Annotated in this window: 20 protein-coding genes and 1 riboswitch; of the genes, 12 read left to right on the top strand and 8 right to left on the bottom strand. The window is 71.3% G+C overall.

Translation table 11 applies throughout. The features are described 5' to 3' along the window. Positions 1-130 precede the first annotated feature (130 nt). From cobJ to cobG, 4 genes are read right to left on the bottom strand one after another with little or no spacing between them, the layout of a single operon-like run. Complete coding sequence (cobJ, locus tag DFS13_RS08865) at positions 131-1,846, bottom strand: precorrin-3B C(17)-methyltransferase (RefSeq protein WP_111441649.1); 1,716 nt, start codon at positions 1,844-1,846, stop codon at positions 131-133. Next, complete coding sequence (locus tag DFS13_RS08870; RefSeq protein WP_048986541.1) at positions 1,843-2,577, bottom strand: precorrin-2 C(20)-methyltransferase; 735 nt, start codon at positions 2,575-2,577, stop codon at positions 1,843-1,845. Before DFS13_RS08870 ends, cobJ begins: the two co-directional genes overlap by 4 nt. Next, the gene (locus DFS13_RS08875; RefSeq protein WP_006491059.1) at positions 2,574-3,200 is read right to left on the bottom strand and encodes a precorrin-8X methylmutase; all 627 of its coding nucleotides are present in this window, start codon (positions 3,198-3,200) and stop codon (positions 2,574-2,576) included. Before DFS13_RS08875 ends, DFS13_RS08870 begins: the two co-directional genes overlap by 4 nt. Continuing rightward, positions 3,193-4,554, bottom strand: a complete 1,362-nt coding sequence (gene cobG / locus DFS13_RS08880; RefSeq protein ID WP_181461610.1) for a precorrin-3B synthase — start codon at positions 4,552-4,554, stop codon at positions 3,193-3,195. Before cobG ends, DFS13_RS08875 begins: the two co-directional genes overlap by 8 nt. A gap of 106 nt (positions 4,555-4,660) precedes the next feature. Then, positions 4,661-4,853: riboswitch (cobalamin riboswitch) on the bottom strand. A 200-nt stretch (positions 4,854-5,053) separates the two neighbouring features. On the opposite strand from cobG, the gene DFS13_RS08885 reads away from it, so the two are divergent. From DFS13_RS08885 to cobM, 4 genes are read left to right on the top strand one after another with little or no spacing between them, the layout of a single operon-like run. Further along, positions 5,054-6,316, top strand: coding sequence for a bifunctional cobalt-precorrin-7 (C(5))-methyltransferase/cobalt-precorrin-6B (C(15))-methyltransferase (locus tag DFS13_RS08885; protein WP_034201779.1), 1,263 nt, complete (start codon positions 5,054-5,056; stop codon positions 6,314-6,316). Continuing rightward, positions 6,316-7,404, top strand: coding sequence for a cobalt-precorrin-5B (C(1))-methyltransferase (locus tag DFS13_RS08890; RefSeq protein ID WP_077190184.1), 1,089 nt, complete (start codon positions 6,316-6,318; stop codon positions 7,402-7,404). Before DFS13_RS08885 ends, DFS13_RS08890 begins: the two co-directional genes overlap by 1 nt. Then, complete coding sequence (locus tag DFS13_RS08895; protein ID WP_111441651.1) at positions 7,401-8,132, top strand: cobalt-precorrin-6A reductase; 732 nt, start codon at positions 7,401-7,403, stop codon at positions 8,130-8,132. The genes DFS13_RS08890 and DFS13_RS08895 overlap by 4 nt, the downstream gene beginning before the upstream one ends. A 42-nt stretch (positions 8,133-8,174) precedes the next feature. Then, on the top strand, positions 8,175-8,903 hold the full coding sequence (gene cobM, locus DFS13_RS08900) for a precorrin-4 C(11)-methyltransferase (protein ID WP_058901464.1): 729 nt from the start codon (positions 8,175-8,177) through the stop codon (positions 8,901-8,903). A gap of 123 nt (positions 8,904-9,026) precedes the next feature. On the opposite strand, the gene DFS13_RS08905 is transcribed toward cobM, so the two are convergent. Beyond that, positions 9,027-10,205 carry an MFS transporter gene (locus tag DFS13_RS08905; RefSeq protein WP_111441652.1) on the bottom strand — a complete coding sequence of 393 codons (1,179 nt, stop codon included), beginning with the start codon at positions 10,203-10,205 and terminating at the stop codon, positions 9,027-9,029. Positions 10,206-10,335: 130 nt separating this feature from the next. On the opposite strand from DFS13_RS08905, the gene DFS13_RS08910 reads away from it, so the two are divergent. Further along, positions 10,336-10,839 (top strand): MarR family winged helix-turn-helix transcriptional regulator, encoded by a 504-nt coding sequence (locus tag DFS13_RS08910; RefSeq protein WP_006496425.1) that lies wholly within the window; start codon positions 10,336-10,338, stop codon positions 10,837-10,839. An 88-nt stretch (positions 10,840-10,927) separates the two neighbouring features. Here DFS13_RS08910 and DFS13_RS08915 read toward each other — a convergent pair whose 3' ends face one another. The 3 genes from DFS13_RS08915 to DFS13_RS08925 all read right to left on the bottom strand — a co-directional run bounded on the left by DFS13_RS08915 (position 10,928) and on the right by DFS13_RS08925 (position 15,855). Continuing rightward, positions 10,928-11,632 (bottom strand): glutathione S-transferase N-terminal domain-containing protein, encoded by a 705-nt coding sequence (locus DFS13_RS08915; protein WP_034201775.1) that lies wholly within the window; start codon positions 11,630-11,632, stop codon positions 10,928-10,930. 173 nt (positions 11,633-11,805) lie between these two features. Continuing rightward, positions 11,806-12,930, bottom strand: coding sequence for a porin (locus DFS13_RS08920; RefSeq protein WP_111441715.1), 1,125 nt, complete (start codon positions 12,928-12,930; stop codon positions 11,806-11,808). A 231-nt stretch (positions 12,931-13,161) separates the two neighbouring features. Continuing rightward, positions 13,162-15,855 carry a LuxR C-terminal-related transcriptional regulator gene (locus DFS13_RS08925; RefSeq protein WP_109341327.1) on the bottom strand — a complete coding sequence of 898 codons (2,694 nt, stop codon included), beginning with the start codon at positions 15,853-15,855 and terminating at the stop codon, positions 13,162-13,164. Between the two features lie 241 nt (positions 15,856-16,096). Between DFS13_RS08925 and DFS13_RS08930 the strand changes: the two genes are divergently transcribed. The 7 genes from DFS13_RS08930 (at position 16,097) to DFS13_RS08960 (ending at position 23,641) form a co-directional block, all read left to right on the top strand. Further along, positions 16,097-17,029 carry a universal stress protein gene (locus tag DFS13_RS08930; RefSeq protein ID WP_111441653.1) on the top strand — a complete coding sequence of 311 codons (933 nt, stop codon included), beginning with the start codon at positions 16,097-16,099 and terminating at the stop codon, positions 17,027-17,029. An 18-nt stretch (positions 17,030-17,047) separates the two neighbouring features. Continuing rightward, positions 17,048-18,028: a quinone oxidoreductase gene (locus DFS13_RS08935; protein ID WP_006490884.1), complete on the top strand. Its 981-nt coding sequence runs from the start codon at positions 17,048-17,050 to the stop codon at positions 18,026-18,028. A 10-nt stretch (positions 18,029-18,038) separates the two neighbouring features. After that, complete coding sequence (locus tag DFS13_RS08940; protein ID WP_006490883.1) at positions 18,039-18,887, top strand: TauD/TfdA family dioxygenase; 849 nt, start codon at positions 18,039-18,041, stop codon at positions 18,885-18,887. A 130-nt stretch (positions 18,888-19,017) separates the two neighbouring features. Beyond that, positions 19,018-20,073, top strand: a complete 1,056-nt coding sequence (locus tag DFS13_RS08945; RefSeq protein ID WP_062884523.1) for a 3-keto-5-aminohexanoate cleavage protein — start codon at positions 19,018-19,020, stop codon at positions 20,071-20,073. Positions 20,074-20,228: 155 nt separating this feature from the next. Beyond that, the gene (locus DFS13_RS08950) at positions 20,229-21,557 is read left to right on the top strand and encodes an MFS transporter (RefSeq protein WP_069352067.1); all 1,329 of its coding nucleotides are present in this window, start codon (positions 20,229-20,231) and stop codon (positions 21,555-21,557) included. A 31-nt stretch (positions 21,558-21,588) separates the two neighbouring features. Then, positions 21,589-22,164, top strand: a complete 576-nt coding sequence (locus DFS13_RS08955) for an alpha/beta hydrolase (protein ID WP_111441654.1) — start codon at positions 21,589-21,591, stop codon at positions 22,162-22,164. A gap of 310 nt (positions 22,165-22,474) precedes the next feature. Then, positions 22,475-23,641 (top strand): ABC transporter substrate-binding protein, encoded by a 1,167-nt coding sequence (locus DFS13_RS08960; protein WP_048986534.1) that lies wholly within the window; start codon positions 22,475-22,477, stop codon positions 23,639-23,641. Positions 23,642-23,651: the final 10 nt, after the last annotated feature.

Here is a 23,651-nt window from a genome sequence, read left to right on the forward strand (position 1 = left end):
TTTTTCCGGCTGACCGGGAGGCAGCGCGTGCATGGACCGGTTCCAGCGAACCGGCGACGCGCCGGTCAGCGGCTCGCATGCATGCGCATTCACGCGAGCGCCGCCGGATTCGGTACGCGCGCCGCGACGTTCAGCGATACCAGCGCGGCGTGTAGACCCATTCGCGTGCGTTGCCGATCGCGAAGCGCCGCGTCGTCGACGAGCCGACGATCACCATCGTGCGCATGTCGACCTGGTCGCTGCGCAGTGCGCCGAGGGTCGTCGTCGCAAGCGTCGCGCCCGGCCGCCCGATGTCGCGGCCGAGCACGACCACCGTATCGGCCGCGCGATGCGCGCGCACGATGTCGAGCGCACGGTCGAGCTGCCACGGCCGCGCGCGCGAAATCGGGTTGTAGAACGCCATCACGAGATCGGCTTGCGCCGCGTGTTGCAGGCGCGTCTCGATCACGTCCCACGGCTTCAGGTTGTCCGACAGCGAGATCGCGCAGAAGTCGTGGCCGAGCGGTGCGCCGGCCTGCGCGGCCGTCGCGAGCGACGCCGAGATGCCGGGCTCCACGCGCAGGTCGACCGCGGCCCATTGCGGGTCGCGCGCTTCGTCGAGCGCTTCGAGCACGGCCGCGGCCATCGCGAACACGCCCGGGTCGCCCGACGACACGACCGCGACGCGCCGGCCCTCGGCCGCCAGTTCGAACGCATGGCGCGCGCGCTGCATTTCCTCGCGATTGTCGGTGCCGTGCACGCGCTGGTCCGCCCGAAACGGGCCGGCCATGTTCACGTAGGTCGTATAGCCGAGAATGTCGGTCGCGTCCGCGAGCGCCGCGCGCGCGGCCGGCGTGAGCCACGCGGCGGCGCCCGGGCCGAGGCCGAGCACCGTCAGGCGGCCGCGTGCGCGGCCGAGCGTGGCCGGGTCGACCGGATGCGATGCGACCGCGCACGCGAGACCGTGCGATTCGCCACGAAGCGTATGTGCGACGCGCAACGCACGACCGAGCAGCGTGGCGGCGTCGGCTGCCGCGTTGCCGTCGCGATCGCTATCGACGAAACGCAGCGGCACGTCGAGCGTGCTCGCCGCGGCTTCCAGCGCGGCGTCGCCGATCGCCGACGCCGGCGCGACGATGGCCGCGAGCGCCAGCCGCGCGAGGCCCTGTGCGTCGAGCATGGCGTCGATGCGCGCAGCAAGCGCTTCGCCTGCATGCACGGCATCCGCGGCAACACCGACCACCACGCTGCGCGGATGAATCACAAGCTCGTCGCGCGCGCCGCGCCACGCATCGGGCGTCACGCGAATCGCGTGCGCGGCCGCGGCATCACGGGGCAGCGCGACGTCGTCGAGCCACGGCGCCGCGCCGTCGATGCGCGTCGACGCGCCCGCGAGCAGGTCGGACACGAAGCGCTTGCCCTGCGCGAGATCGGCGAGCGCATAGCCTTCCGGCGGATTGAGCACGCACGCGCCGAAGCGCAGTTCGCCGCTCGTCGTGATCGCCGGCGCGACACCGACGCATTCGGCGATCTCGCGCGCGATCACGTTGACGCCCGTCAGCCCGCCGAGCAGCGGCACGACGGCCGAGCCGTCCTCCGCGACCGCGAGCACCGGCGGCTCGACGCCCTTGTCGGCAAGCGCGGGCGCGAGGCAGCGGATCACGATGCCGGCCGCGCACAGCGCGACGATCGGCAAGCCGCGTGCATAGAGTTCGCGCAGGTGCGCGCCGAGCTCGTCGAACGGCACGTCGGTGTCGACGCGCGACGCGAGACCGTGCACACGGGCGCCCGGGTAACGCGCCTGGATCCGCCGCGCGGTATCGAGCGCGCCCGCGCCGAGGATCACGATCGCGGGCGGCGTCATCATCCTTGCCATTTTTCCCCCGGCACGACGAGCAGCGAGAAATACGGCGACGCCATCGGATCGACCTCGTCGAGCGGTACGATGCGCTGGTTGGCCATCGTCGCGCGCTCGACGTACCGCGCGCGCTTCGCAAGCCCGAGTTCGTCGAGCACGCGTCGCACCTTGTCGAAATTGCGGCCGAGCTTCATCACGACGGCCGCGTCGGCCCGCGCGAGCCGCTCGCGCAGTTCATGCTCGGGCAGCACGCCCGACAGCACCGACAGGCTCTGGTTGCGATAGACGAGCGGCTGGCCGAGCACGGCCGTGCCGCCGAGCATCGCGCACACGCCGGGGATCACCTCGGTGTCGTAACGCGGCGCGAGGCGGTCGTGCAGGTACATGTACGAGCCGTAGAAGAACGGGTCGCCTTCGCAGATCACCGCGACGTCGCGGCCCGCATCGAGGTGCGCCGCGACGATCTCGGCCGCGGTGTCGTAGAAATCGGCGATCACCGTCTCGTAGCAGAGCGGCGGCGGCAGCGCCTCGGTCGTCACCGGGTAGACCAGCGGCAGTTGCGTCTGCCCGTCGAGCAGGTGCGCTTCGACGATGCCGTACGCGTTGCCTTTCTTGCCCTTCGCGACGAAATACGCGACCACGGGCGCGGCCTGCAGCACGCGCAGCGCCTTGATCGTCATCAGCTCGGGATCGCCGGGGCCGACGCCCACCCCGAACAGCCGTCCGCGCGCGGTCGTCATTCGACCTCCGTTGCAAGCGCATTGACCGCGGCGGCCGCCATCGCGCTGCCGCCGCGCCGGCCGAGCAGCGCGACGTACGGCACGCCGCGGCTGTCGGCGTCGAGCATCGCCTTCGATTCAGCCGCGCCGATGAAGCCGACCGGGAAACCGAGGATCAGCGCGGGGCGCGGCGCGCCGGCGTCGATCATGTCGAGCAGGTGGAACAGCGCGGTCGGCGCATTGCCGATCACGACGACGCTGCCCGCGAGATGCGGGCGCCACAGTTCGAGCGCGGCGGCCGAACGCGTGTTGCCGAGCCGGCGCGCGAGCTCGGGCACCTCCGGCTCACCGAGCGTGCAGATCACGCGGTTGGCCGCGGGCAGCCGCGCGCGCGTGATGCCTTCGGCGACCATCCTCGCGTCGCACAGGATCGGCGCACCGGCCGCGAGCGCCGTGCGGCCGGCCGTGCCGGCGCCGGCCGAGAAGCGCAGGTCGTACACGACGTCGACCATCCCGCACGCGTGGATCACGCGCACCGCGAGTTTCTCGAGATCGGGCGGAACCTGCGACAGGTCGGCCTCGGCGCGGATCGTCGCGAACGACTGGCGGTAGATTTCCTGCCCGTCGCGAATATAGTCAAGCATCGGTGGTGTCCTGGCTGTGCCGCGCGTCCATGAGTCGGACCGCGGCCTGGTCAATCGTCAGATGGCGCGCGAGCGGGGCGCCGAGGCCCGCGGCCGCGTCGCGCCGGTAAAGGTCGTAGTGCGCGGGCGCCACCGCGACGAGCGTATGCGTCGCGGGATGCGGCAGCGCGCAGTGGCGCGCGCAGCCGGTCAGGTGCACGTCGAGCGGCCGGCCGATGCGCGCGGCGAGCGCGAGTGCGTCGTGTTTCGTGTCGGCGTGCGCTTTCGCGCAGCCCGCGCTGCCGGTACAGGCGACGAGCGCCGCCAGCGGCTCGGACGCCGCGCCTACGAGGCCGAGCGACTTGAGTGCTTCGCGCATTGCCACCGCACGTTCGTTCGGCACGCCGTGCATGAACACGCCTTGCCACGGCGTCATCGACAGCGTGCCGTCGCCGTCGGCTTCGGCCAGCGCGGCGAGCCGTTCCAGTTGCGCCGTGTCGAGCCGCCCGAGCGCGAATTGCGCGCCGACGCTGCAGCGGGCCGCGTCGCGCGACGGCTGCGCGCCGAAACGCAACGCCGGGTCGGCATGCGTGCGCCGCCAGCCGGCAAGCGCCGGATCGGCCGCGAGCGGAAAGGGCAGGTAGCGCCGGGCGCGTTCGAACAGCGTGCGTTCGCTGCACGTCGCGAGCAACGCGCGCATCCGCGTGACGTCGGCCGGCGCGAGATCGAGGAACGCGCGCAGCAGCGCGCGCACCAGCGCGACGCCCTGATCGGGCGACACGTCGACCGACGCGGGCCGGTCGCCGGGCGCCACCGGCGGACAGCCGGCCAGCCCCGCCGCGAGACGTACCGCGCCGTCGGCACGGCGCCACGCGGCGAGCCAGATGTCGTGCGGATGATCGAGCGCCGCGACCGCTTCGCCACCATCGAGCTGGATCGAGAATTTCGGCGACAGTTCGCCGCGGCGCGGCTCGTTCGCCAGCATGTCGAGCAGCGGCACGGCGAGCGCGTGGCTATCGACGAGCGCGGTCGGGTCGTGCCCGGCGAGCGGGCTGAGCAGCACGTTGCGGACGTCGTCGCTCGCCGCGAGCGCGGCCGCCTCGGCGGCGGTGTCGTCGGCGTTTGCGCGCGGGCCGAGCCCCGCTTCGAGCAGCGCGTGGGTCAACGCATCGGCCGCGCCGTCGCGAATGCCGCGCAACTGGAGATTCGCACGATTGGTCGCATCGATCGCGCCGGAACCGTACCGGCGCGCGGCGGCGGCGATCGCACGCGCCTGGCGCGCGTCGAGCCGGCCGCCAGGCAGCTTGATCCGGCACAACCCGCCGTCGGCGGCCGCGACCACGCGCACGAGCCCCGGGCAGGCCGACGGGCGCACGACGGGCGACGCAGGAATCGAATCGGGGGCGGAACTCAACGGGATACCGGAACAGTGTGGCGCCGCGGCCAACGCATCGGTACACCCCGCCCGACGCCGACTGGCACGCACGCACTTTCTGGCCGGCAGGTCTCCTGGCTGACAGGTCGGCGCCGACTCCCGGCCTTCCCGGTGAAACCAGTGGCATGAGGAGGGAGATCGGCTCGCTGTCTACAGTTGCGGGGGCAGCCACAGCGGCGCGCGGGGCGCCCTGTGTTCCCTCTTCGGCCCCGAAGGGCACCGGCGAACGAACGGCCGTAGGATACCCGATTTCGGTCGCGATTCGCGACCGGCTGGCGGTTCGCGGCGAGCGAAGCGGGCAACGGCCGCGCGCGCGGGCGGGCAGGTGAAACGCGGGGTGGAACACGGTACCATGCCGTTTTTTGCAACGCGGACGGCTGCACCGGCGCTTTCACGGCCGCGCGGCGACACGATGGAATCGAACGATGGGGAAGGGTGCATGACGGCGTGGCTGACGGTAGTGGGCATCGGCGACGACGGTTACGCGGGGCTCGGACGCCACGCGCGGCGCGCGCTGCTCGATGCGGCGCACGTGGTCGGCGCGAAGCGGCAGCTCGACATGCTGCCCGCGCGACTGCGCGCGACGCGCGAAGCATGGCCGTCGCCGTTCGACCTGTCGGGGCTGCTCGCGCGCCGCGGCGCGCCGGTGTGCGTGCTCGCGAGCGGCGACCCGATGCTGTTCGGCGTCGGCGCGACGCTCGCCCGCCAGCTTTCTCCCGACGAATGGCGCGTGCTGCCCGCGCCGTCGTCGCTGTCGCTCGCCGCGGCGCGCCTCGGCTGGGCGCTGCAGGACGTCGGCGCGGTCTCGCTGGTCGGGCGTCCGCTCGCGACGCTGGCCCGCCACCTGCTGCCGGGCCGGCGCCTGTTCGTGCTGAGCGCCGACGGCCGCACGCCGGCCGCCGTCGCGGCCGAACTCGCCGCGCGCGGCTTCGGGCCGACGCGCATCAGCGTGTTCGAACACCTCGGCGGCCCGCTCGAGCGACGGATCGATGGCCTCGCGCAAGACTGGCACGTCGACGAAACCGCCGCGCTCAATCTCGTCGCACTCGACTGCCAGGCGGGCCCCGACGCACCGCGCCGCGCGCTCACGCCCGGCCTGCCCGACGATGCGTACCGCCACGACGGCCAGCTCACCAAGCGCGACCTGCGCGCGATGACGCTCGGCCGCCTCGCGCCCGCGCCCGGCGAACTGCTGTGGGACGTCGGCGCCGGCAGCGGCTCGATCGGCATCGAATGGATGCGCGCGCATCCATCCTGCCAGGCGATCGCGATCGAAGCGCATGCCGAGCGTCAACGCTTCATCGAACACAACCGCGATACGCTCGGCGTGCCGGGCCTGCAACTCGTCGCGGGCCGTGCGCCTGCAGCGCTTGCGGGGCTCGCCGCGCCCGATGCGATCTTCATCGGCGGCGGCGCGACGGCGCCCGGCGTGCTCGACGCGTGCTGGGCGTCGCTGAAACCCGGCGGGCGGCTGGTCGCGAACGCGGTCACGCTGCAGGGCGAGATGGCGCTCGCCGCCTGGCGCGATGTGCACGGCGGCACGCTTACGCGCGTATCGTTCGCGCATGCCGAACCGCTCGGCCGCTTCGACACGTGGCGGCAGCCGCTGCCGGTCACGCTGTACGACGCGCGCAAGCCCGATGCCGCGGATGCGGCTGCCGTGGCCGGCGCGTCGCATCCGTCGAACCCAATGGACGCGTGATGCGCGACGAAACCCCCGAACAGCCCGCGCCGCTGCGCTTCGGCTACACGACCGGCAGTTGCGCGACCGCGACGTCGCTCGCGGCCGCGCGGCTGCTGCTCACGGGTCACGCGGACGACGCGGTCGAGATCGTGCTGCCGAAGGGTCAGCGCGTGATGATGCGGCTCGAGTTCTGCCGCACGACCGCCGACGGCGCCGAAGCCGGCACGATCAAGGATGCCGGCGACGATCCGGACGTCACGCATGGCGCGCTGATCTTCGCGCGCGTCGCGCTCGCGGCGGCGCCCGGCGTGCGCTTTCATGCCGGGCCGGGCGTCGGCACGGTCACGCGCGCGGGGCTGACGCTGCCGGTCGGCGAACCGGCGATCAATCCGGTGCCGCGCCAGATGATGACCACGCACCTGGAGGCGCTTGCGGCCGAGCACGGCTACGCGGGCGGCTTCGACGTGACGATCGGCGTCGAAGGCGGCGAGGTGCTCGCGCTGAAGACGATGAACCCGCGGCTGGGCATCGTCGGCGGGCTGTCGATCCTCGGCACGACCGGCATCGTGCGGCCGTTCTCGTGTTCGGCCTATATCGCGTCGATTCATCAGGGCATCGACGTCGCGCGCGCGAACGGCATCGCGCACATCGCGGCCTGCACGGGCAACGCGAGCGAGGACGCGATGCGCGCGCACTACCAGCTGCCCGACATGGCGCTGATCGAGATGGGCGATTTCGCGGGCGCGGTGCTCAAGCATCTGCGGCGCGCGCCGGTCGCGCGCCTGTCGATGTGTGGCGGCTTCGGCAAGCTGAGCAAGCTCGCGGCCGGCCATCTCGATCTGCACAGCCGCCATTCGAGCATCGACCTGCCGCTGCTCGCGCAGTGGGCGGCCGAAGCCGGTGCGAGCGACGCGCTGCAGGCCGCGATGCGCGCGGCGAACACGAGCCAGGAAGCGTTGAAACTCGCGCAGGCCGACGCCGTGCCGCTCGGCGATCTGGTCTGCGCGCATGCGTTGCAGGTGGCGCGCGACATCGTGCCGCCGTCGGTCGCGGTCGAGATGTTCGCGATCGACCGGCAGGGCCGCTTTGTCGGGGCGGCGCGATGAGCGCGCGCATCCTGCTGCTCGGCGGCACTGGCGACGCGCTGAAAATCGCGCGCGCGCTCGGCCCGCATCATGTCTACAGTCTCGCCGGCCTCGGCAAGACGCCCGACGATCTGCGCTGCGACGTGCGCGTCGGCGGGTTCGGCGGCGCAGCCGGGCTCACCACGTATCTGCGCGACGCCGGCATCGGCCTCGTGATCGACGCCACGCATCCGTATGCCGCGCAAATCAGCGCGAACGCCGCGGCGGCGACGCGCGACGCGGGCGTGCCGCTGTGGGCGCTGCGCCGCGCGCCGTGGACGCCGCAGCCGGGCGACGACTGGCGGATGGTCGACGACTGGGCCGGCATCGAGGCCGCGCTCGCGCCGTTCCGGCGCCCGCTGTTCACGCTCGGACGCGAACCGCTCGCGCATCTCGATGCGATCCCGCCACACCAGTTCTGGCTCGTCCGCTGCCTCGACGCGCATCCCGGCAACGCCCGTGCGCAGGTCGTCGCCGCGCGCGGGCCGTTCACGCTCGACGGCGAACGCGCGCTGTTCGCGCTGGCGGGCATCGACGTCGTCGTCAGCAAGAACAGCGGCGGCGCGGCCACCGAGGCCAAGCTCGACGTCGCGCGCGAACGCGGGCTGCCGGTCGTGATGCTGCGCCGGCCGCCGCTGCCCGATGCCGACCGCGCGTTCGACTCGGTCCGAGCGCTCATCGACGCGCTCGATCCGGCCGCGCGCGCGTGACGCGACGCAGCGGCCACTCAACGAATTGACGGAGAAATTTCGATGACGGTGTATTTCATCGGCGCGGGCCCCGGCGACCCGGAGCTGATCACGGTGAAGGGCCAGCGCCTCGTGCGCACGTGCCCGGTGATCCTGTACGCGGGCTCGCTCGTGCCGGCTGCCGTGCTCGACGGTCATCGCGCGGAGCAGGTCGTCAACACGGCCGAGCTCGACCTCGACGCGATCGTCGCGCTGCTCGCCGCCGCGCACGCGAACGGGCAGGACGTCGCGCGCGTGCATTCGGGCGACCCGTCGCTGTACGGCGCGATCGGCGAGCAGATCCGCCGCCTGAAAGCGCTCGGGATTCCGTACGAAATCGTGCCGGGCGTGACGGCCACGGCCGCGTGCGCGGCGACGCTCGGCGTCGAGCTGACGCTGCCCGGCATCGCGCAGACGGTGATCCTCACGCGCTTCGCGGGCAAGACGACACTGCCGGAAGGCGAAGCGCTCGGCGGGCTGGCCGCGCACCGCGCGACGCTCGCGATCCATCTCGGCGTGCGCCATCTCGCGCGCATCGTCGACGAAGTGCTGCCGCATTACGGCGCCGATTGCCCGGTGGCGGTGATCTATCGCGCGAGCTGGCCCGACGAGGCGCGCGTGACGGGCACGCTGGCCGACATCGTCGGCAAGGTGCAGGGCACGCAGATCGAGCGCACCGCGCTGATCCTGATCGGGCGCGTGCTCGACGCCGAAGGGTTCGCGGATTCGACGCTGTACGCGAGCGCAGGCTGAACACGCCAGCGCCGTGGAGCCGAGTATCTGGACGGGCCGCGAGGATATTGCCGGTGCGCGAGCGAGCATGACCGGGACGACACCGGGCATGCAGACACCCGCGCCGCTGGTCCGCGATGTCGCTCAGGCTCGCGCCATCTGCCGCACCCGTTTCGGCGCGAACCCGGCCGCGAGCACGAACAGCACGACACAGAGGCACGCCATCGCCATCCATGCGGGTGTCAGGTCGGCGAGATGCTGGCGCACGATGCCGGCCGCGAACGGGAACAAGCCGGCGATCAAGTAACCGATACCCTGCACGAACCCCGTCAGCGACGCGGCATCGGCCGGCGTCGCCGCATGGTCGACCGTGACGATCAGCGACAGCGGAAACAGCGCGCCGATTCCCGCGCCGAGGAGCAGCGCGGCCGGCAATGCGAGCGCTTCCGGTGCGGCCAGCATCACCAGCAACCCGACGAACAGCGACGCGATCGCCGCATGCAGCGCGGGCCGGCGATCGGGCAGACGGTCGATCGTCGCGGAAATCGTCAGCCCCGCGACGACTTCCGCGAGCGTCACGCCGCCGAGCAGGCTGCCGGCCGCGGTCGGCGACCAGCCGAGCCGCATGTAGTACGGCGGCAGCCACGCGAGCACCAGCGTGTATGCGCCGGTCGCGATGCCGAAGAACAGCGCGAGCCGCCATGCGCGCGGCGAACGCGACGGCCGCGCATTCGATACCGACGCCGGCCCGGCGGCAAGCGCGTCGCCATCGCGGCTGGCCAGCGGCCAGGCCAGCGCGGCGAGCGCCGCCGGCAACGCCCAGCCTGCAAGCGCGGCGAGCCAGCCCCAGCGCGCCGCGGCAAATGGTGCGATGACGCTCGCGAGCACCGCACCGCCCATGATCGACGTCGAGTAGACACCCATCGCCCCGCCGATACGGGTTGCGAAATGCGCCTTCACGAAGCCGGGCAACAGCGCCTGCACCATCGCGATCCCGACGCCCGCGCAGCACGCACTCGCGAGCAGCAGCCACGCATGCTGCGCACCGACGCGCGACGCGCAAGCCAGCCCGATCAACGCGACACCGAGCCACACGCCGCCCGCGATCCCGGTGAGGCGCTGCAGGCGCCGCGCGCTCAGTGCGCCGAGCCCCATCAGCAGGATCGGGATCGTCGTCAGCAGGCTGGCCGCGCCGTCGCCGATCCCCGTCGCGCGCTGGATCATGTCGAGCAACGGGCCGACCGCGGCGAGCGCCGGCCGCAGGTTCATCCCGACGAGCACGATCGCGGCGAGCCGCCATCCGGGGGAAGTGAAGCGATTCATTGCAAGGCCCTCTCTATCGGTACGCGGCTGCCAGCGAGGCGCCGCGCGTTTTTCAGGTAAAGTATCTCGACATCAAGATAAACGCCGATTTATCTCGACGTCAAGATAACTGGCAAGCCGAGGAGGGTTAATGGATCGAGCCGAGCATGCGCTCGCGCAATGGCGCGCCGAGCGTCCGGACCTCGACGCAACGTCGATGGTGGTGATGGGGCGGTTGCAGGAAGCCGCGCTCGTGATCGCGCGCGACCGTCTCAATCCGCTGTTCGCGCGCTACGGCATGCAGCCGGGCGAATTCGACGTGCTCGCGACGCTGCGGCGCAGCGGTGCGCCTTTCGCGCTGACGCCGACCGCGCTGTACGACGCGTTGATGATGTCGTCGGGCGGGATGACCGCGCGCATCGATCGGCTGCAGAAGGCGGGTTGGGTCGAGCGCCGGCCGAACCCGGCCGACGGGCGCGGCACGCTCGTCGCGCTGACGGATGCCGGGCGGGCGCTGATCGATGAAGCGGTTGTTGCGCACATCGACAACCAGCGTGCGCTGCTGGCGGCGCTGTCGGAGGCGGAACAGGTGCAGTTGTCGGAACTGCTGGGGAAGTTGCTGGCGGGGCTGAAAGGCGCAGCGGCGGACGCGTGACGCCGGCGCACCACGCGGGCAAAAAAAGCCCGCCGCGTAACGCGGCGGGCCCGAGCCGACGGCAGGCCGCACACGGCGGCCCGCTTGCTCAGCCGCGCGCCGGAATATTGAGCCCGCGCTCCACTGCCGGCCGCGCAACGAACGCGTCGAGCACCCGCTTGACGTTCCGGAATTCGCTGAACCCGACCAGATCGCCCGCCTCATAGAAACCGACCAGATTGCGCACCCACGGGAAGATCGCGATGTCGGCGATCGTGTAGGTATCGCCCATCACCCACTGGCGGTTCGCGAGATGCGCGTCGAGCACGCCGAGCAGGCGCTTCGACTCGTCGACGTAGCGCTGGCGCGGGCGCTTGTCCTCATAATCGCGGCCGGCGAACTTGTGGAAGAAGCCGACCTGGCCGAACATCGGCCCGATGCCGCCCATCTGGAACATCACCCACTGGATCGTCTCGTAGCGGCCCGCGAGATCCTTCGGGATCAGCTGACCCGTCTTGTCCGCGAGATAGATCAGGATCGCGCCCGATTCGAACAGCGGCAGCGGCTGGCCGTCGGGGCCGTTCGGATCGATGATCGCGGGAATCTTGTTGTTCGGGTTCAGCGACAGGAATTCGGGCGAAAACTGGTCGTTCGTGTCGAAGCGCACGAGGTGCGGCTCGTACGGCAGGCCGGTTTCCTCGAGCATGATCGACACCTTGACGCCGTTCGGCGTCGGCAGCGAATAGAGCTGGAGACGGTCGGGATGCTGGGCCGGCCATTTTTTCGTGATCGGGAAGGCGGACAGGTCGGGCATGAAGGTTCGCTCGTCGAAGTGGATGATCCGCGCAGCGTTGCGCTGCCGCGCCCGAACACGTTCCACGGCGCGGCGGCGGGCCGGAGCGCGCCGAAAAACGCCCACTGTAGCCGATCCGCGGAATCGATGCAGGGCTCGACCACGCGCGCCCGGTGCCGCCTCGCCCGGCGCCGTCAGAAGTTGTGCCGCAGCCCGACCATCGCGGCCGTGGTGCCGACGCCCGGTGCGACCGGCTGCCCGTACACGAGCATCTGGTCCATCGTGCCGCGATTGTTCACGTGGCCGACCTGCGCATAGACCATCGTCCGTTTCGACAAGCTGTAGTCGGCCGCGAGCACGACCGCCGTCGAGCGGTTTTCGGAACGGTTGCGATCCTTCAGGTAGTACACGGCGGACGTGACCTGCAACGCGGGCGTGAAGCGATAGCCGACGCCGGCCGACAGCATGTCGAGGTTCACCTTGTCCGCATGCGACGGATTCCTGCCGTTGCCGTACGACGCCGACACCGAGAAATCGCGGATCGTGTATTTCGCGCCGGCGTAGACGAAGCGATTGTTGTCGACGCCGGTCGGCGCGACGCCCGGCGCCGGATTCGTGTCGTGACCGTTGTAGTAGACGGCCGACAGGTTCAGCCCGTCGTTCGCATACCTGAGCACGACCGATTCGCGCGTGCCGCCCTGAAACTGCCCGGCGACGCCGCCCGGCGCGTATTCGAGCGCGATCGACGCACCCGCGAACGTCGGCGACTGGTAGACGAGCGCATTGCTGTCGTACAGCGCGCCGATCGCGCCGTTGGTGCTCGTGCCCGGCCAGCCGGCGGCCGTGTTCAGGCCGAGCCACGCGGTCAGCACGCTGCCGAAGAACTGCGCATTGCGCACGTCGGTGTCGGCCATCGCGTAGATCATCGGCACGATCTGGCGGCCGGCCGTGAACGTGCCGAACGGGCCCGACACGCCGAGCGACGCGACCTGGTTGAAGATCGCGACGGCGCCCGGCGTGTCGCTCAGCTGCAGCTTGCCGGTACTGCTGTCGAACGAACCCTGCAGCTTGAAGTTGATCTTGTAGCCGCCGCCGATGTCCTCGCTGCCCCGGATGCCCCAGAAGCTCGAATAGATGCCGCCGTCCTTCATGCGGAACACCTTGCCGGTGTTCGGCGCGCTCGGGCTGAACGACGCGGCCGACGTGCTCTGGTACAGCAGGCCCGTGTCGATCACGCCGTACAGCGTGACGGAGGATTGCGCGTGCGCGAGCGTCGAACAGCCGGCAAGCGCCGCGAGCGCGGCCAGTTTCGTCTTCATCGAAGTCTCCAGAATCGTCATGGACCGGACGGGATCGAGCCCGGCCGGGTGAAGCGGGGAAGCAGCGGGGCAGGCGGGAACGCGCGACATGCGCGCCGCCGCGAGCCGTGCGGAAAGACTACGCAACGACGGGCGGCCGCTCCCCCCCATGCGCGGGGGGCAGGGTTGCGGAGAATCGAAAGGGGATGGACAGGCGACTGCGCAGCCGCGGGTGACGGGTTCAGGCCGGCATCAGGGCGCGCTTTCGAGCAGCCCGAGCACCAGCGCGCGGCGCACCGCATGCTTGCGCGAGCTGGCGTCCAGCTTGCCGAACAGGTTCTTCAGGTGCCATTTCACGGTTTCCTCGCCGACGGCGAGCGCGACCGCGATCTCCTTGTTCGACAGGTTGCGCGCGAGCAGCTCGAGGATCGCGCGCTCCTTCGGCGTCAGCACGACGCTCGGCACCGCGCGCGGGCTCGCCGCGCCGCGCGGGGCCGGCGGCACGATGCGCGGCTGCGGCAGCGCGTGCCGCGCGGGGCCGTCGCCGGCGGCCGCCTCGTCGCCGGCGCGGCGCGCCCAGTCGGCGACGGCCGGATGCGCGTCGGCGAGCGTGCGCGTGAGCCCGAACATGTCCGCGAGGTTCATCGCCTCGTCGAGCAGCGCACGGCCGCCGCGCCCCGACTGTTCGAGCGCGAACGCGCTGAGCGCCATGATCTCGATGCGCTCGCGGCCCATGCTCATTTCGCGGGCCAGCACGGCGGCTTCGTCGAGCGCCGCACAGGCGTCGTCCCAGCGGCGCGCGGCGAGCGCCGCGTACGCATGCGCGCTCGCCTGCAGCAGCACGACGGGGCGCCGCCACAGCGGCCCGTGCGCCGGAAATTCAACCGCGGCGATCGTGTCGATCCGCTCGACCAGCGCATGGCAGGTTGCCTCGCGGTAACGCGCCGCGTGAATGCGCACCTGCTCGGCAAGGCTCGCGACCGACAGGCGCGGCAGCCGGCGGGCAACGCCCATCGCGTCGAGCGCCTCCAGCAAATCGATCGCGCGATGCTCGACGCCGCGCAGCAACGCGATGCGCGCGGCCGTGCGATAGCCGAGCAGCACGGTGTCGGGCGTGCCCGCGTGTTCGAGCACGTCGAGCCGGTTCGCGAGCAACGCGGCGGCCTGGTCGACGCGATCGGCCTCGTACGCGAGCGCCGCGCACATCGCCGCGAGCATGCAGGTCAGCGGATGGCGCCGCCCGAGATCGGCTTCCGCGCGCGCCAGCGCCGGCGACAGCACGTCGTCCGCGAGCCGGATCTGGCCTTCGCGCAGGTAGCTCAGGCCGGTGATCAGCTCGCCCCAGCGCGCGACGTAGCCGAACCCGGCCGCCGTCTCGCCGCGTGGCGCCGCCTGCTGGAACCGGCGCGCCTGCGCCGGTTCGCCGACGATGATCGCGCGCGCCGACAGCCGGTTCGCGTGCATTTGCGCGAGCCACGTCGCCGCCGGCGGCGTGAAGTCGGCCCACGGCTCGAACAGCGCGACGAAGCGGTCGATCTCGTCGGCGTAATACGCGGCCGCACTGAGGATCAGCGCGCATTCGTAGCGCATCGCGGCCGGCGTGCCGTCGTCGGCCAGGATGCCCGCGATCTGACGTTGCGCCTCGACATGGCGCTCGCCGAGCGCCAGCGCCCACGCGACCGCGATCCGCAGCGTCGGGCGCTTGTCGAGCTCCGTATCGGGCAGCAGCGCGAGCCAGTCGAGCACGTCGTTGATGCGGCCCTGCTTGATCGCATCCTCGAGGCAGCGCTGCGCGAGCGCGTACGCGGTCTCGAACTGGCCGGCCACGTACGCGTGGCGCGCGGCTTCCTCGGTCATCCCGTGCGCGTCGAGCCAGGCGGCCGCGCGGGCGTGCAGCGTGCTGCGCTCGGCGTCGGGACGCGCAGCCAGCCGATCGCGCAGCGTGTCGCGCACGAGCGGGTGCAGCCGGCACCAGTCCGAATCGTCCGACGCGGTGAACAGCGGCGTGTCGCGGGCGAGCCGCGCGAGGCGCTCGGGCGCGTGCACGTCGTCGAGCAACGCCGCGCACAGCGACGGATGCAGCCGATCGGCGACGCTCGTGCGCGTCAGGAACGCGGTGTCGTCGGCCGACAGGTTCGCGAGCAACAGCTCGACGAGCCGGTCGCGCGTGCCGTCCACCCGTTGGGCGAGCGCGTCGACCGCCTGGCGCGGATCGGCCGAGCGCGCCATCGCGGCCATCGCGAGCTGCAGCCCGAGCGGCCAGCCGTCGACGCGCTCGAACAGCCGCGCGCACGCGTCGGCATCCACCCGTTGCGCGAAGCGCGCGCCGACCAGCGCGATCGTCTCGTCGAGCGTGAAACGCAGCCAGTCGGCGCCCGCCAGCGTGCATTGGCCGCCCGCGAGCAGGTCGCCGGCCGCGTGACCGAGCCCGCGTCGCGCGGCGACGACGACATGCAGGTTCTGCGGCGCGTTGTGCAGCACGTAGGTGAGCGCGTCGAGGCCGGCGGGCGGCAGCCGCTCCGCGTCGTCGACGATCAGCAGCGCCTCCATCGACAGTTGCGCGACCTCGGCCAGCCACGCGGTCAGGCCGTCGAGCGCACGCGCCGCGCCGGCCGGGATCAGCCGCCCGAAACCGGGCCGCGCGCAGCCGGTCCGCACCGCCTGCACGAGCCCCTGCAGCAGCCGCGGCGCGTCGTCGCGCTCGTCGGCCGACAGCCACACGACCGCGCGGCCGAGCGCGACGGTTTCGCGGCGCCATTGCGCGAGCAGCGAGGTCTTGCCGTAACCGGCCGGCGCCTGCACCAGCGTGACCGGGCGGCCGTCGAACGCCGGCGCGGCGAGGCTCAGCCGTGCGCGCGCGAGCAACTGCGCCGGCACGCGCGGCGCGGTCGTCTTCAGGACCAGTTCGGTGGGGGGCGCGTCGGCGCGATCGGGTGGGTGGGCCATCGGGGCAGCAGTGGAGTCCGGCGGGGCCGTGCGGGCCAGCGTCCGGGGTGGGCGTGCGGCAAGGATCGGTCGAACCGCGTTCGTGCGTCAATCCCCCCCGCGACGAGTGGGGCCGCCCCGGCGCGGCGTCGATAGCATGGGTTCCGATGCATGACGAACGCCACGAGGAGGGCACCCATGAAGATCGTATCGACCGGCGCGACGCGTAGCGCGCCGACCGCCGGCTGAGCGGAGCGACACGATGTACCGCCATCTGCTCGTGACGGTCGACGACGCGCCCGGCGGCATCGACGCGATCGGCGACGCGCTCGAACTGGCGCGCGCGGTCGGCGCGCGGGTCACGTTCGTGCTGCCCGCCGCCACGCCGGACTCGCGTTTATCCGGAGCGCGGCTGCCCGGACACGGTGCGAAAGTGGAAGCCGCCGCGCGGGCGCAGGGCCTGTCCCATGGGATCGCGGGGGCCGGCCATCCGGGGGCCGGCCATCCGGGGGCCGGCGACGCGTCGCCGGGCGTGCTGGCCGGCAAACTCGGCTGCGACCTGATCGGCGTCGCGGCGCTGCCGCCCGACGCCGATGCGGTGGCCCGCGCGCAGCGACGGCAGTTGCTCGCGACGAGCGGCGTGCCGGTGCTCGTCTGCCCGTCGCGGCGGGCGCCCGCCGCGGCGCGCGTGATCGCGCGCTGCCTCGATGCGCATCGCATGGCCGGGGGGCTGCTGCACGCGCTGGCGGCGCTTGGCGACGCGACGAACGAGCCGCATCGGCAAGCGGCCGACGCACGGCGCGCGCTGGCTGCGCTCGCCGCGCTGCAGAACGCCCGGTTCGGCACGGCCACCGAAGCGCGGCTCTTCGCGGCATTGCGCGTTCGTGCGGAGTGCGTCGCGGCCGAACTGGACGAACTCGACCGTCAGCGCCAGCGCGACACGCACGCCCTCGGCGCGCTCGCGCGGCTCGCCGAAGACGGGCTGCCGTCGGCCGCGTTCGACGCCGCGCTGGCCCGCTATGCGCACGGCGCGTTCGAGCAGATGGGGCGAATCGAAGGCGTGATTTTCCCGGCCGCGCGGCGCTACCTCGGCGACGCCGACTGGACCGGACTGGACGAACCCCCGGCGGACAACGCACCCGCGACGCCGCCGGACACGAACGAACCCGCCGATGCGCGACGCGCATCGGACTGACGATTGACGGAGAACAAGATGGCACATGCAGTGCGATTCCACGAAACCGGCGGCCCCGACGTGCTGCGCTGGGAGGCGGTCGACGTCGGCGATCCGGGCGCCGGCCAGGTACGCCTGCGGCACGAGGCGGTCGGCCTGAACTTCGCCGACACGTATTTCCGCAGCGGCCTGTATCCGGTGCCGCTGCCGGCCGGCATCGGCGTCGAGGCGGCCGGCGTGGTCGAGGCCGTCGGCCCCGGCGTGACGAACGTCGCCGTCGGCGACCGTGTGACCTACACGGGCTTCCTGAACACGCTGGGCGCGTACAGCACCGAACGGTTGATCCCCGCCGCGCCGCTCGTCCGGCTGCCGGCCGGCATCGCGTGCGAAACGGCTGCCGCGATGACGATGCGCGGCCTCACGTCGGCCTACCTGCTGCGCCGCATCCATGCGTTCGCGCCGGGCGACACGATCCTGCTGCATGCGGCCGCCGGCGGCGTCGGGCTGATCGTGTCGCAGTGGGCGAAGCTGCTCGGGCTCAACGTGATCGGCACCGTCTCCAGCGAACACAAGGCCGCGATCGCCCGCGCGCACGGCTGCGACCACACGATCGACTACAGCCGCGAGGACGTCGCGAAGCGCGTGCGCGAACTGACGGACGGCGCCGGTGTCGACGTCGTGTTCGACAGCGTCGGCAAGGACACCTTCGAAGGCTCGCTCGATTCGCTGAAGCGGCGCGGGCTGATGGTGTGCGTCGGCACCGCGTCGGGCCCGATCCCGCCGTTCGATCCGCAGCGTCTCGCGATGAAGGGCTCGCTGTACCTGACGCGCCCGGCGCTGGCCGACTACATCGCCGATCCGGCCGAGAAGAACGACCTGGCCGGCGAACTGTTCGCGCACGTCGCGGCCGGTCGCATCAGGATCGAGATCAACCAGCGCTATGCGCTGCAGGACGCCGCGCACGCGCACCGCGATCTCGAATCGCGCAAGACGACCGGCTCGTCGGTGTTCATCGTCTGAGGAGGCGCGCATGCGAGTCGAACCCCTGACCTGCGCGATCGGTGCGGAACTGCTGGACGTGAGCCTCGCCGACGCCGTGCACGACGACGGCCTGTTCGCCGAGATCCGCGCGCAGTTGCTGCGGCATCGCGTGCTGTTCCTGCGCGACCAGGACATCACGCGCGCCGAGCACGTCGCGTTCGCGCGGCGCTTCGGCGAGCTCGAGGATCATCCGGTCGCCGGCAGCGATCCCGAGCACCCCGGGCTCGTGCGGATCTACAAGTCGCCCGACCAGCCGAACGACCGCTACGAGAATGCGTGGCACAGCGATGCGAGCTGGCGCGTGGCGCCGCCGTTCGGCTGCGTGCTGCGCTGTATCGAGGGTCCGCCGGTTGGCGGCGACACGATGTGGGCGAACATGGTGCTCGCGTACGAGCGCCTGCCGGACCACGTGAAGCAGCAGATCGCCGACTTGCGCGCGCGTCACAGCATCGAGGCGAGCTTCGGCGCGGCGATGCCGGTCGACAAGCGCCTCGCGCTGAAGGCGCAGTATCCGGACGCCGAGCATCCGGTCGTGCGCACGCATCCGGAAACCGGCGAGAAGGTGCTGTACGTGAATGCGTTCGCCACGCATTTCACGAACTTCCACACGCCGGCGCGCGTGCGCTACGGGCAGGACGCGAACCCCGGCGCCGGCCAGTTGCTGCAGTACCTGATCAGCCAGGCTTATATCCCCGAATACCAGGTGCGCTGGCGCTGGAAGAAGAACAGCGTCGCGATCTGGGACAACCGCAGCACGCAGCATTACGCGGTGATGGACTACCCGCCGTGCGTGCGCCGGATGGAGCGCGCGGGCATCGTCGGCGACGTGCCGTTCTGAGCGCCACCGCGCGCCGACCGATTCGCCACCCGAGACACGACGCGCCGGGCTCGCCGCCCGGCGTGGCGGGGTACGCACGCCGGTACGGCCTCGTACGCCCGAACCACAACGATTCCCACTGGAGGACGACATGCAATTTCTCGACGATTCGCTGCACCCGGAAAACCAGGACAAGGTGGTCATCACGGTCGCGCCGTACGGCCCCGAATGGATGCCCGCCGATTTTCCGGAAGACATTCCGGTGACGATGGACGAGCACGTGCAGAAGGCCGTCGACTGCTACAACGCAGGCGCGACCGTGCTGCACCTGCACGTGCGCGAACTCGACGGCAAGGGCAGCAAGCGGCTGTCGAAATTCAACGAACTGCTCGGCCGGCTGCGCGAAGCGGTGCCGGACATGATCCTGCAGGTCGGCGGCTCGATCTCGTTCGCGCCGGAAGGCGACGGCGCCGAAGCGAAATGGCTGTCCGACGACACGCGCCACATGCTCGCCGAGCTGACGCCGAAGCCCGACCAGGTGACGGTCGCGATCAACACCGTGCAGATGAACATCACCGAGTTGATGAGCCGCAAGGACATCGCCGGCACGTCGCTGAACGAGGCCGCGCTGTGGGACGCCTATCGCGAGATGACGGTGCCCGCCGGCCCCGGCTGGGTCGACGAACACCTGCGCCGCCTGCAGGCGGCCGGCATCCAGCCGCATTTCCAGCTGACCGGCATGCATGCGCTCGAAACGCTCGAACGGATCATCCGGCGCGGCGTCTATCGCGGCCCGCTGAACGTCACGTGGGTCGGCATCGGCGGCGGCTTCGACGGCCCGAATCCGTACAACTTCATGGAATTCGTGCGGCGCTGCCCGGACGGCGCCTGCATCACGCTCGAATCGCTGATGAAGAACGTACTGCCGATCAACACGGTCGCGATGGCGCTCGGCCTGCATCCGCGCTGCGGCATCGAGGACACGATCATCGACCAGAAGGGCAAGCGGATGACGTCGGTGCAGCAGGTCGAGCAGTGCGTGCGGATCGCCCGCGAACTCGGCCGCGAGATCGCGACCGGCAAGGAGGCGAAGGCGATCTACCGGATCGGCGTGCAGTACGACGGCGTCGACCAAACGCTCGCGCAGCTCGGGATGGCGCCGAACCGCCGGCCGGGCCAGGTGAGCGTGCCGCTGCGCGCGGCCTGACGCGCAGCGTCCCGGGCGGCCGCGAGCGCCGCCCGCCGATCGAGGTGGCGCGGCACCCATCCTCGCGCGACGCGCGAGGGCAAGCTCCGGGACACGGAGCGGGGCCGCGCAAGCCGCGCCGGCGCATTGCCGCCCCGGTGCCGGAGGAGACACGCATGTTGATTCATCACATCGAGCCGTCGCTGCAGGACCGGACGGCCACCGAGCGGCGCGCGCCTGCGTATGCGTGGCTCGTGTTCGGGCTGACCGTCGGGCTGCTGCTGTCGGACTACATGTCGCGGCAGGTGCTCAACGCGGTGTTTCCGCTGCTCAAGCACGCATGGGCGCTGTCGGACACGCAACTCGGTTCGCTGTCCGGCGTCGTCGCGCTGCTGGTCGGGCTGCTGACGTTTCCGCTGTCGGTGCTCGCCGACCGTTTCGGGCGCGTGCGCAGCATCGTGCTGATGGCCGCGTTGTGGAGCGTCGCGACGCTCGGCTGCGCGCTGTCGACCAGCTACGCGGAAATGCTGGTCGCGCGCGGCCTCGTCGGGCTCGGCGAAGCCGCGTACGGCAGCGTCGGCGTCGCGCTGATCCTCAGCATCTTTCCGGCCCGGCTGCGCGCGACGCTCACCGGCGCATTCATGGCCGGCGGCGCATTCGGTTCGGTGTTCGGGATGGCGCTCGGCGGGCTGGTCGGCGCGCATCTCGGCTGGCGCTGGTCGTTCGGCGTGATGGCCGCGCTCGGCATCGTGCTGCTCGTCGCGTACCGCTGCGTCGTGACCGAGCGGCGGCTCGCCGCGTACCGCGTCGAACCGTGCCGGCGCGAGGCCGACGCGCCGCGCGATCTGCGCGGCAGCGTGCGGGCGCTGATGTCGGGACTGTTCGCGTCGCGCTCGGTGATCTGCGCGTATCTCGGCAGCGGGCTGCACCTGTTCGTGCCGGGCGCGCTGTTCGCGTGGCTGCCGAGCTACCTGAACCGCTACTACGCGATGGCGCCCGACCGCGCGGCCGTGCTTGCGGCCGGCTTCGTGCTGCTCGCGGGCGTCGGGATGGTCGGCTGCGGCATCGTCACCGACCGCGTCGGCCGGGCCGACGGCTCGCGCAAATGGCTGACCGCGATCGCGTATTGCGTGCTCACCGGCGTGTGTCTGGCGGTCGCGTTCCGGTTGCCGCCCGGGCCGCCGCAGCTCGCGCTGATCTGCGCGGGCATGCTGGTCGGCGCGGGCGCGTCCGGCGCATCGGGCGCGATGGTCGCGAACCTCACGCCGGCCGCGATCCACGCGTCGGCGTTCGCGACGCTCACGCTCGCGAACAACCTGCTTGGCATGGCGCCGGGTCCACTGCTGACGGGGTGGGCGGCCGATCGCGCCGGGCTCGTCGGCGCACTGCAATGGATTCCGGCCGTGCCGCTCGCGGCGGCCGTGCTGTTCGCGATCGGACGCGCGAGCTATGCGGCCGATCTCGCGCGCGTCGAACGCGAACGGCGCGCGACACGACTGTCCTGAACCTTCTTCCTGACCGCTTCCTGGAGGCTGCATGACCCTGGCGACCGCTCCCACCATCCTGATCGTGCCCGGCTTGCGCGATCACGTCGAAGACCACTGGCAGACGCATCTCGAACGACGTCTGCCGAACGCACGCTCCGTCGCGCCGCTCGACACCGACAAGCTGAGCCGCGCCGCGCGTGTCGCGGCACTCGATGCGGTGCTGGCCGCGATCGACGGGCCGGTGATGCTGGTCGCACACAGCGCGGGCGTGATGATCGTCGTGCACTGGGCGCGGCAGGCCACTCGCGCGATTCACGGGGCGCTGCTCGCGGCGCCGGCCGATCTCGATACGCCGATGCCCGCAGGCTATCCGACGCCCGGCGCGCTCGCCGCGCACGGCTGGACCCCGGTGCCGGCCGGGCCGCTGCCGTTTCCGAGCATCGTCGCCGCGAGCCGCAACGATCCGCTCGCGCGCTTCGAACGCGTCGAGACGCTGGCGGCCGGGTGGGGCAGCCGGCTCGTCGATCTCGGCGAGGTCGGGCACCTGAACCCGGCATCCGGCTACGGCGAGTGGCACGATGCGGAGCGGTGGATCGGGGAAGTGGCGACGCTTGGCGCGGCCTGACGGAAGATCCATCCGCCGTGCGCCGGCCCGACCGGGGCGGCGCGCGCCTGCCGGGGGCCGCCCTGGGCGCCAGGCGACCCGACGCGATACCGTTTCGCCACGCGCTGAGGTACGACGTCTTAACACGCCGCACCACGCGACCCCGTGGTCCCCGGCAAGCCGGTCGCCACACAATTCCTTAACAAACGGAAGGTTTTTGTCAGGGAAAGTCCCGCCCCGCAATCCGTGGTTTTTTGTTGACCGACATCGTATAACGCCGTCATGATTTCCTGACAAGAAAGGTCCCATCCACCGACCGAAGTGAGGAGACATGAACACCACCCCGATCGCTCGCCGTGTCCGCCGGATCACACTCGCCCTGGGCTTCACGCTGTCGGCCGCCGCGGCCGTGGCGGCCCCCGTATCGCTGAACATCGTCGACGTGGCCGGCAACCTGCAGCTCACGCAGAAGGCCATCGAGGCGTTCAAGGAGAAGAACCCGACCCTCGTGTCGAACGTCACGTTCACGAATGCGCCCGCGCCGCAGTTGCCGGGCAAGATCAAGGCGATGCAGGCGGCGGGGCGCTCCGACATCGACCTCGTGCTGACGGGCACCGACGCGCTGGCCGCCGGCATCGAGCAGAACCTGTGGCAAAAGCTCCTGCCCGACAACGCGGGGGCGCTCCCCGGCGTGCTCGACAAGTACGCGCCGGGCCCGCGCAAGATGCAGGATCTCGCGCAGGGCTATGGCCTCGAAGTCACCTACATGCCGGCCGGCCCGCTGCTCGAATACAACCCGGCGAAGGTCAGCGACCCGCCGAAGACGCCCGACCAGTTGCTCGCGTGGTGCAAGGCGCACCCGAACAAGCTGATCTATGCGCGCCCGGCGAATTCGGGCCCCGGCCGCACGTTCCTGATGGGGCTGCCGTACGTGCTCGGCGACAAGAATCCGCAAGACCCGATCAACGGCTGGGACAAGACCTGGGCGTTCCTGAAACAGTTGAACGATTGTGTGCCGTATTACCCGGGCGGCACGTCGGCGGTGATGAAGGAGCTCGGCGAAGGCACGCGCGACATGACCGTGACCGTCACCGGCTGGGACCTCAACCCGCGCGCGCTCGGCATCGTGCCGGCCGAATTCAAGATCCAGGCGTTCGACAACATGACGTGGGTAAACGACGCGCACTACATGGTGATCCCGAAGGGGGTGCCGAAGGAAAAACTGGACGTGCTGTTCAAGCTGATGAACTTCCTGCTCGAACCGGCGCAGCAGGCGATGACCTACGACGACGGCTACTTCTATCCGGGCCCGGCGGTGAAGGGCGTGACGCTCGAAATGGCGCCCGCCCACAGCCAGGAAGTGATCAGGAAATTCGGCCGCCCCGAATACGCGAAGTTGCTCGCCGACCGTCCGCACGTGCAGCCGCTCAACGCGCAGGCGATGGTCGCCGCGTTCCAGAAATGGGATCGCGAGATCGGGTCGCAAAAATCGAAATGACGCCTGAACC

It is taken from the genome of Burkholderia sp. 28_3, assembly GCF_003253915.1.
Classification (GTDB): Bacteria; Pseudomonadota; Gammaproteobacteria; order Burkholderiales; family Burkholderiaceae; genus Burkholderia; species Burkholderia cenocepacia.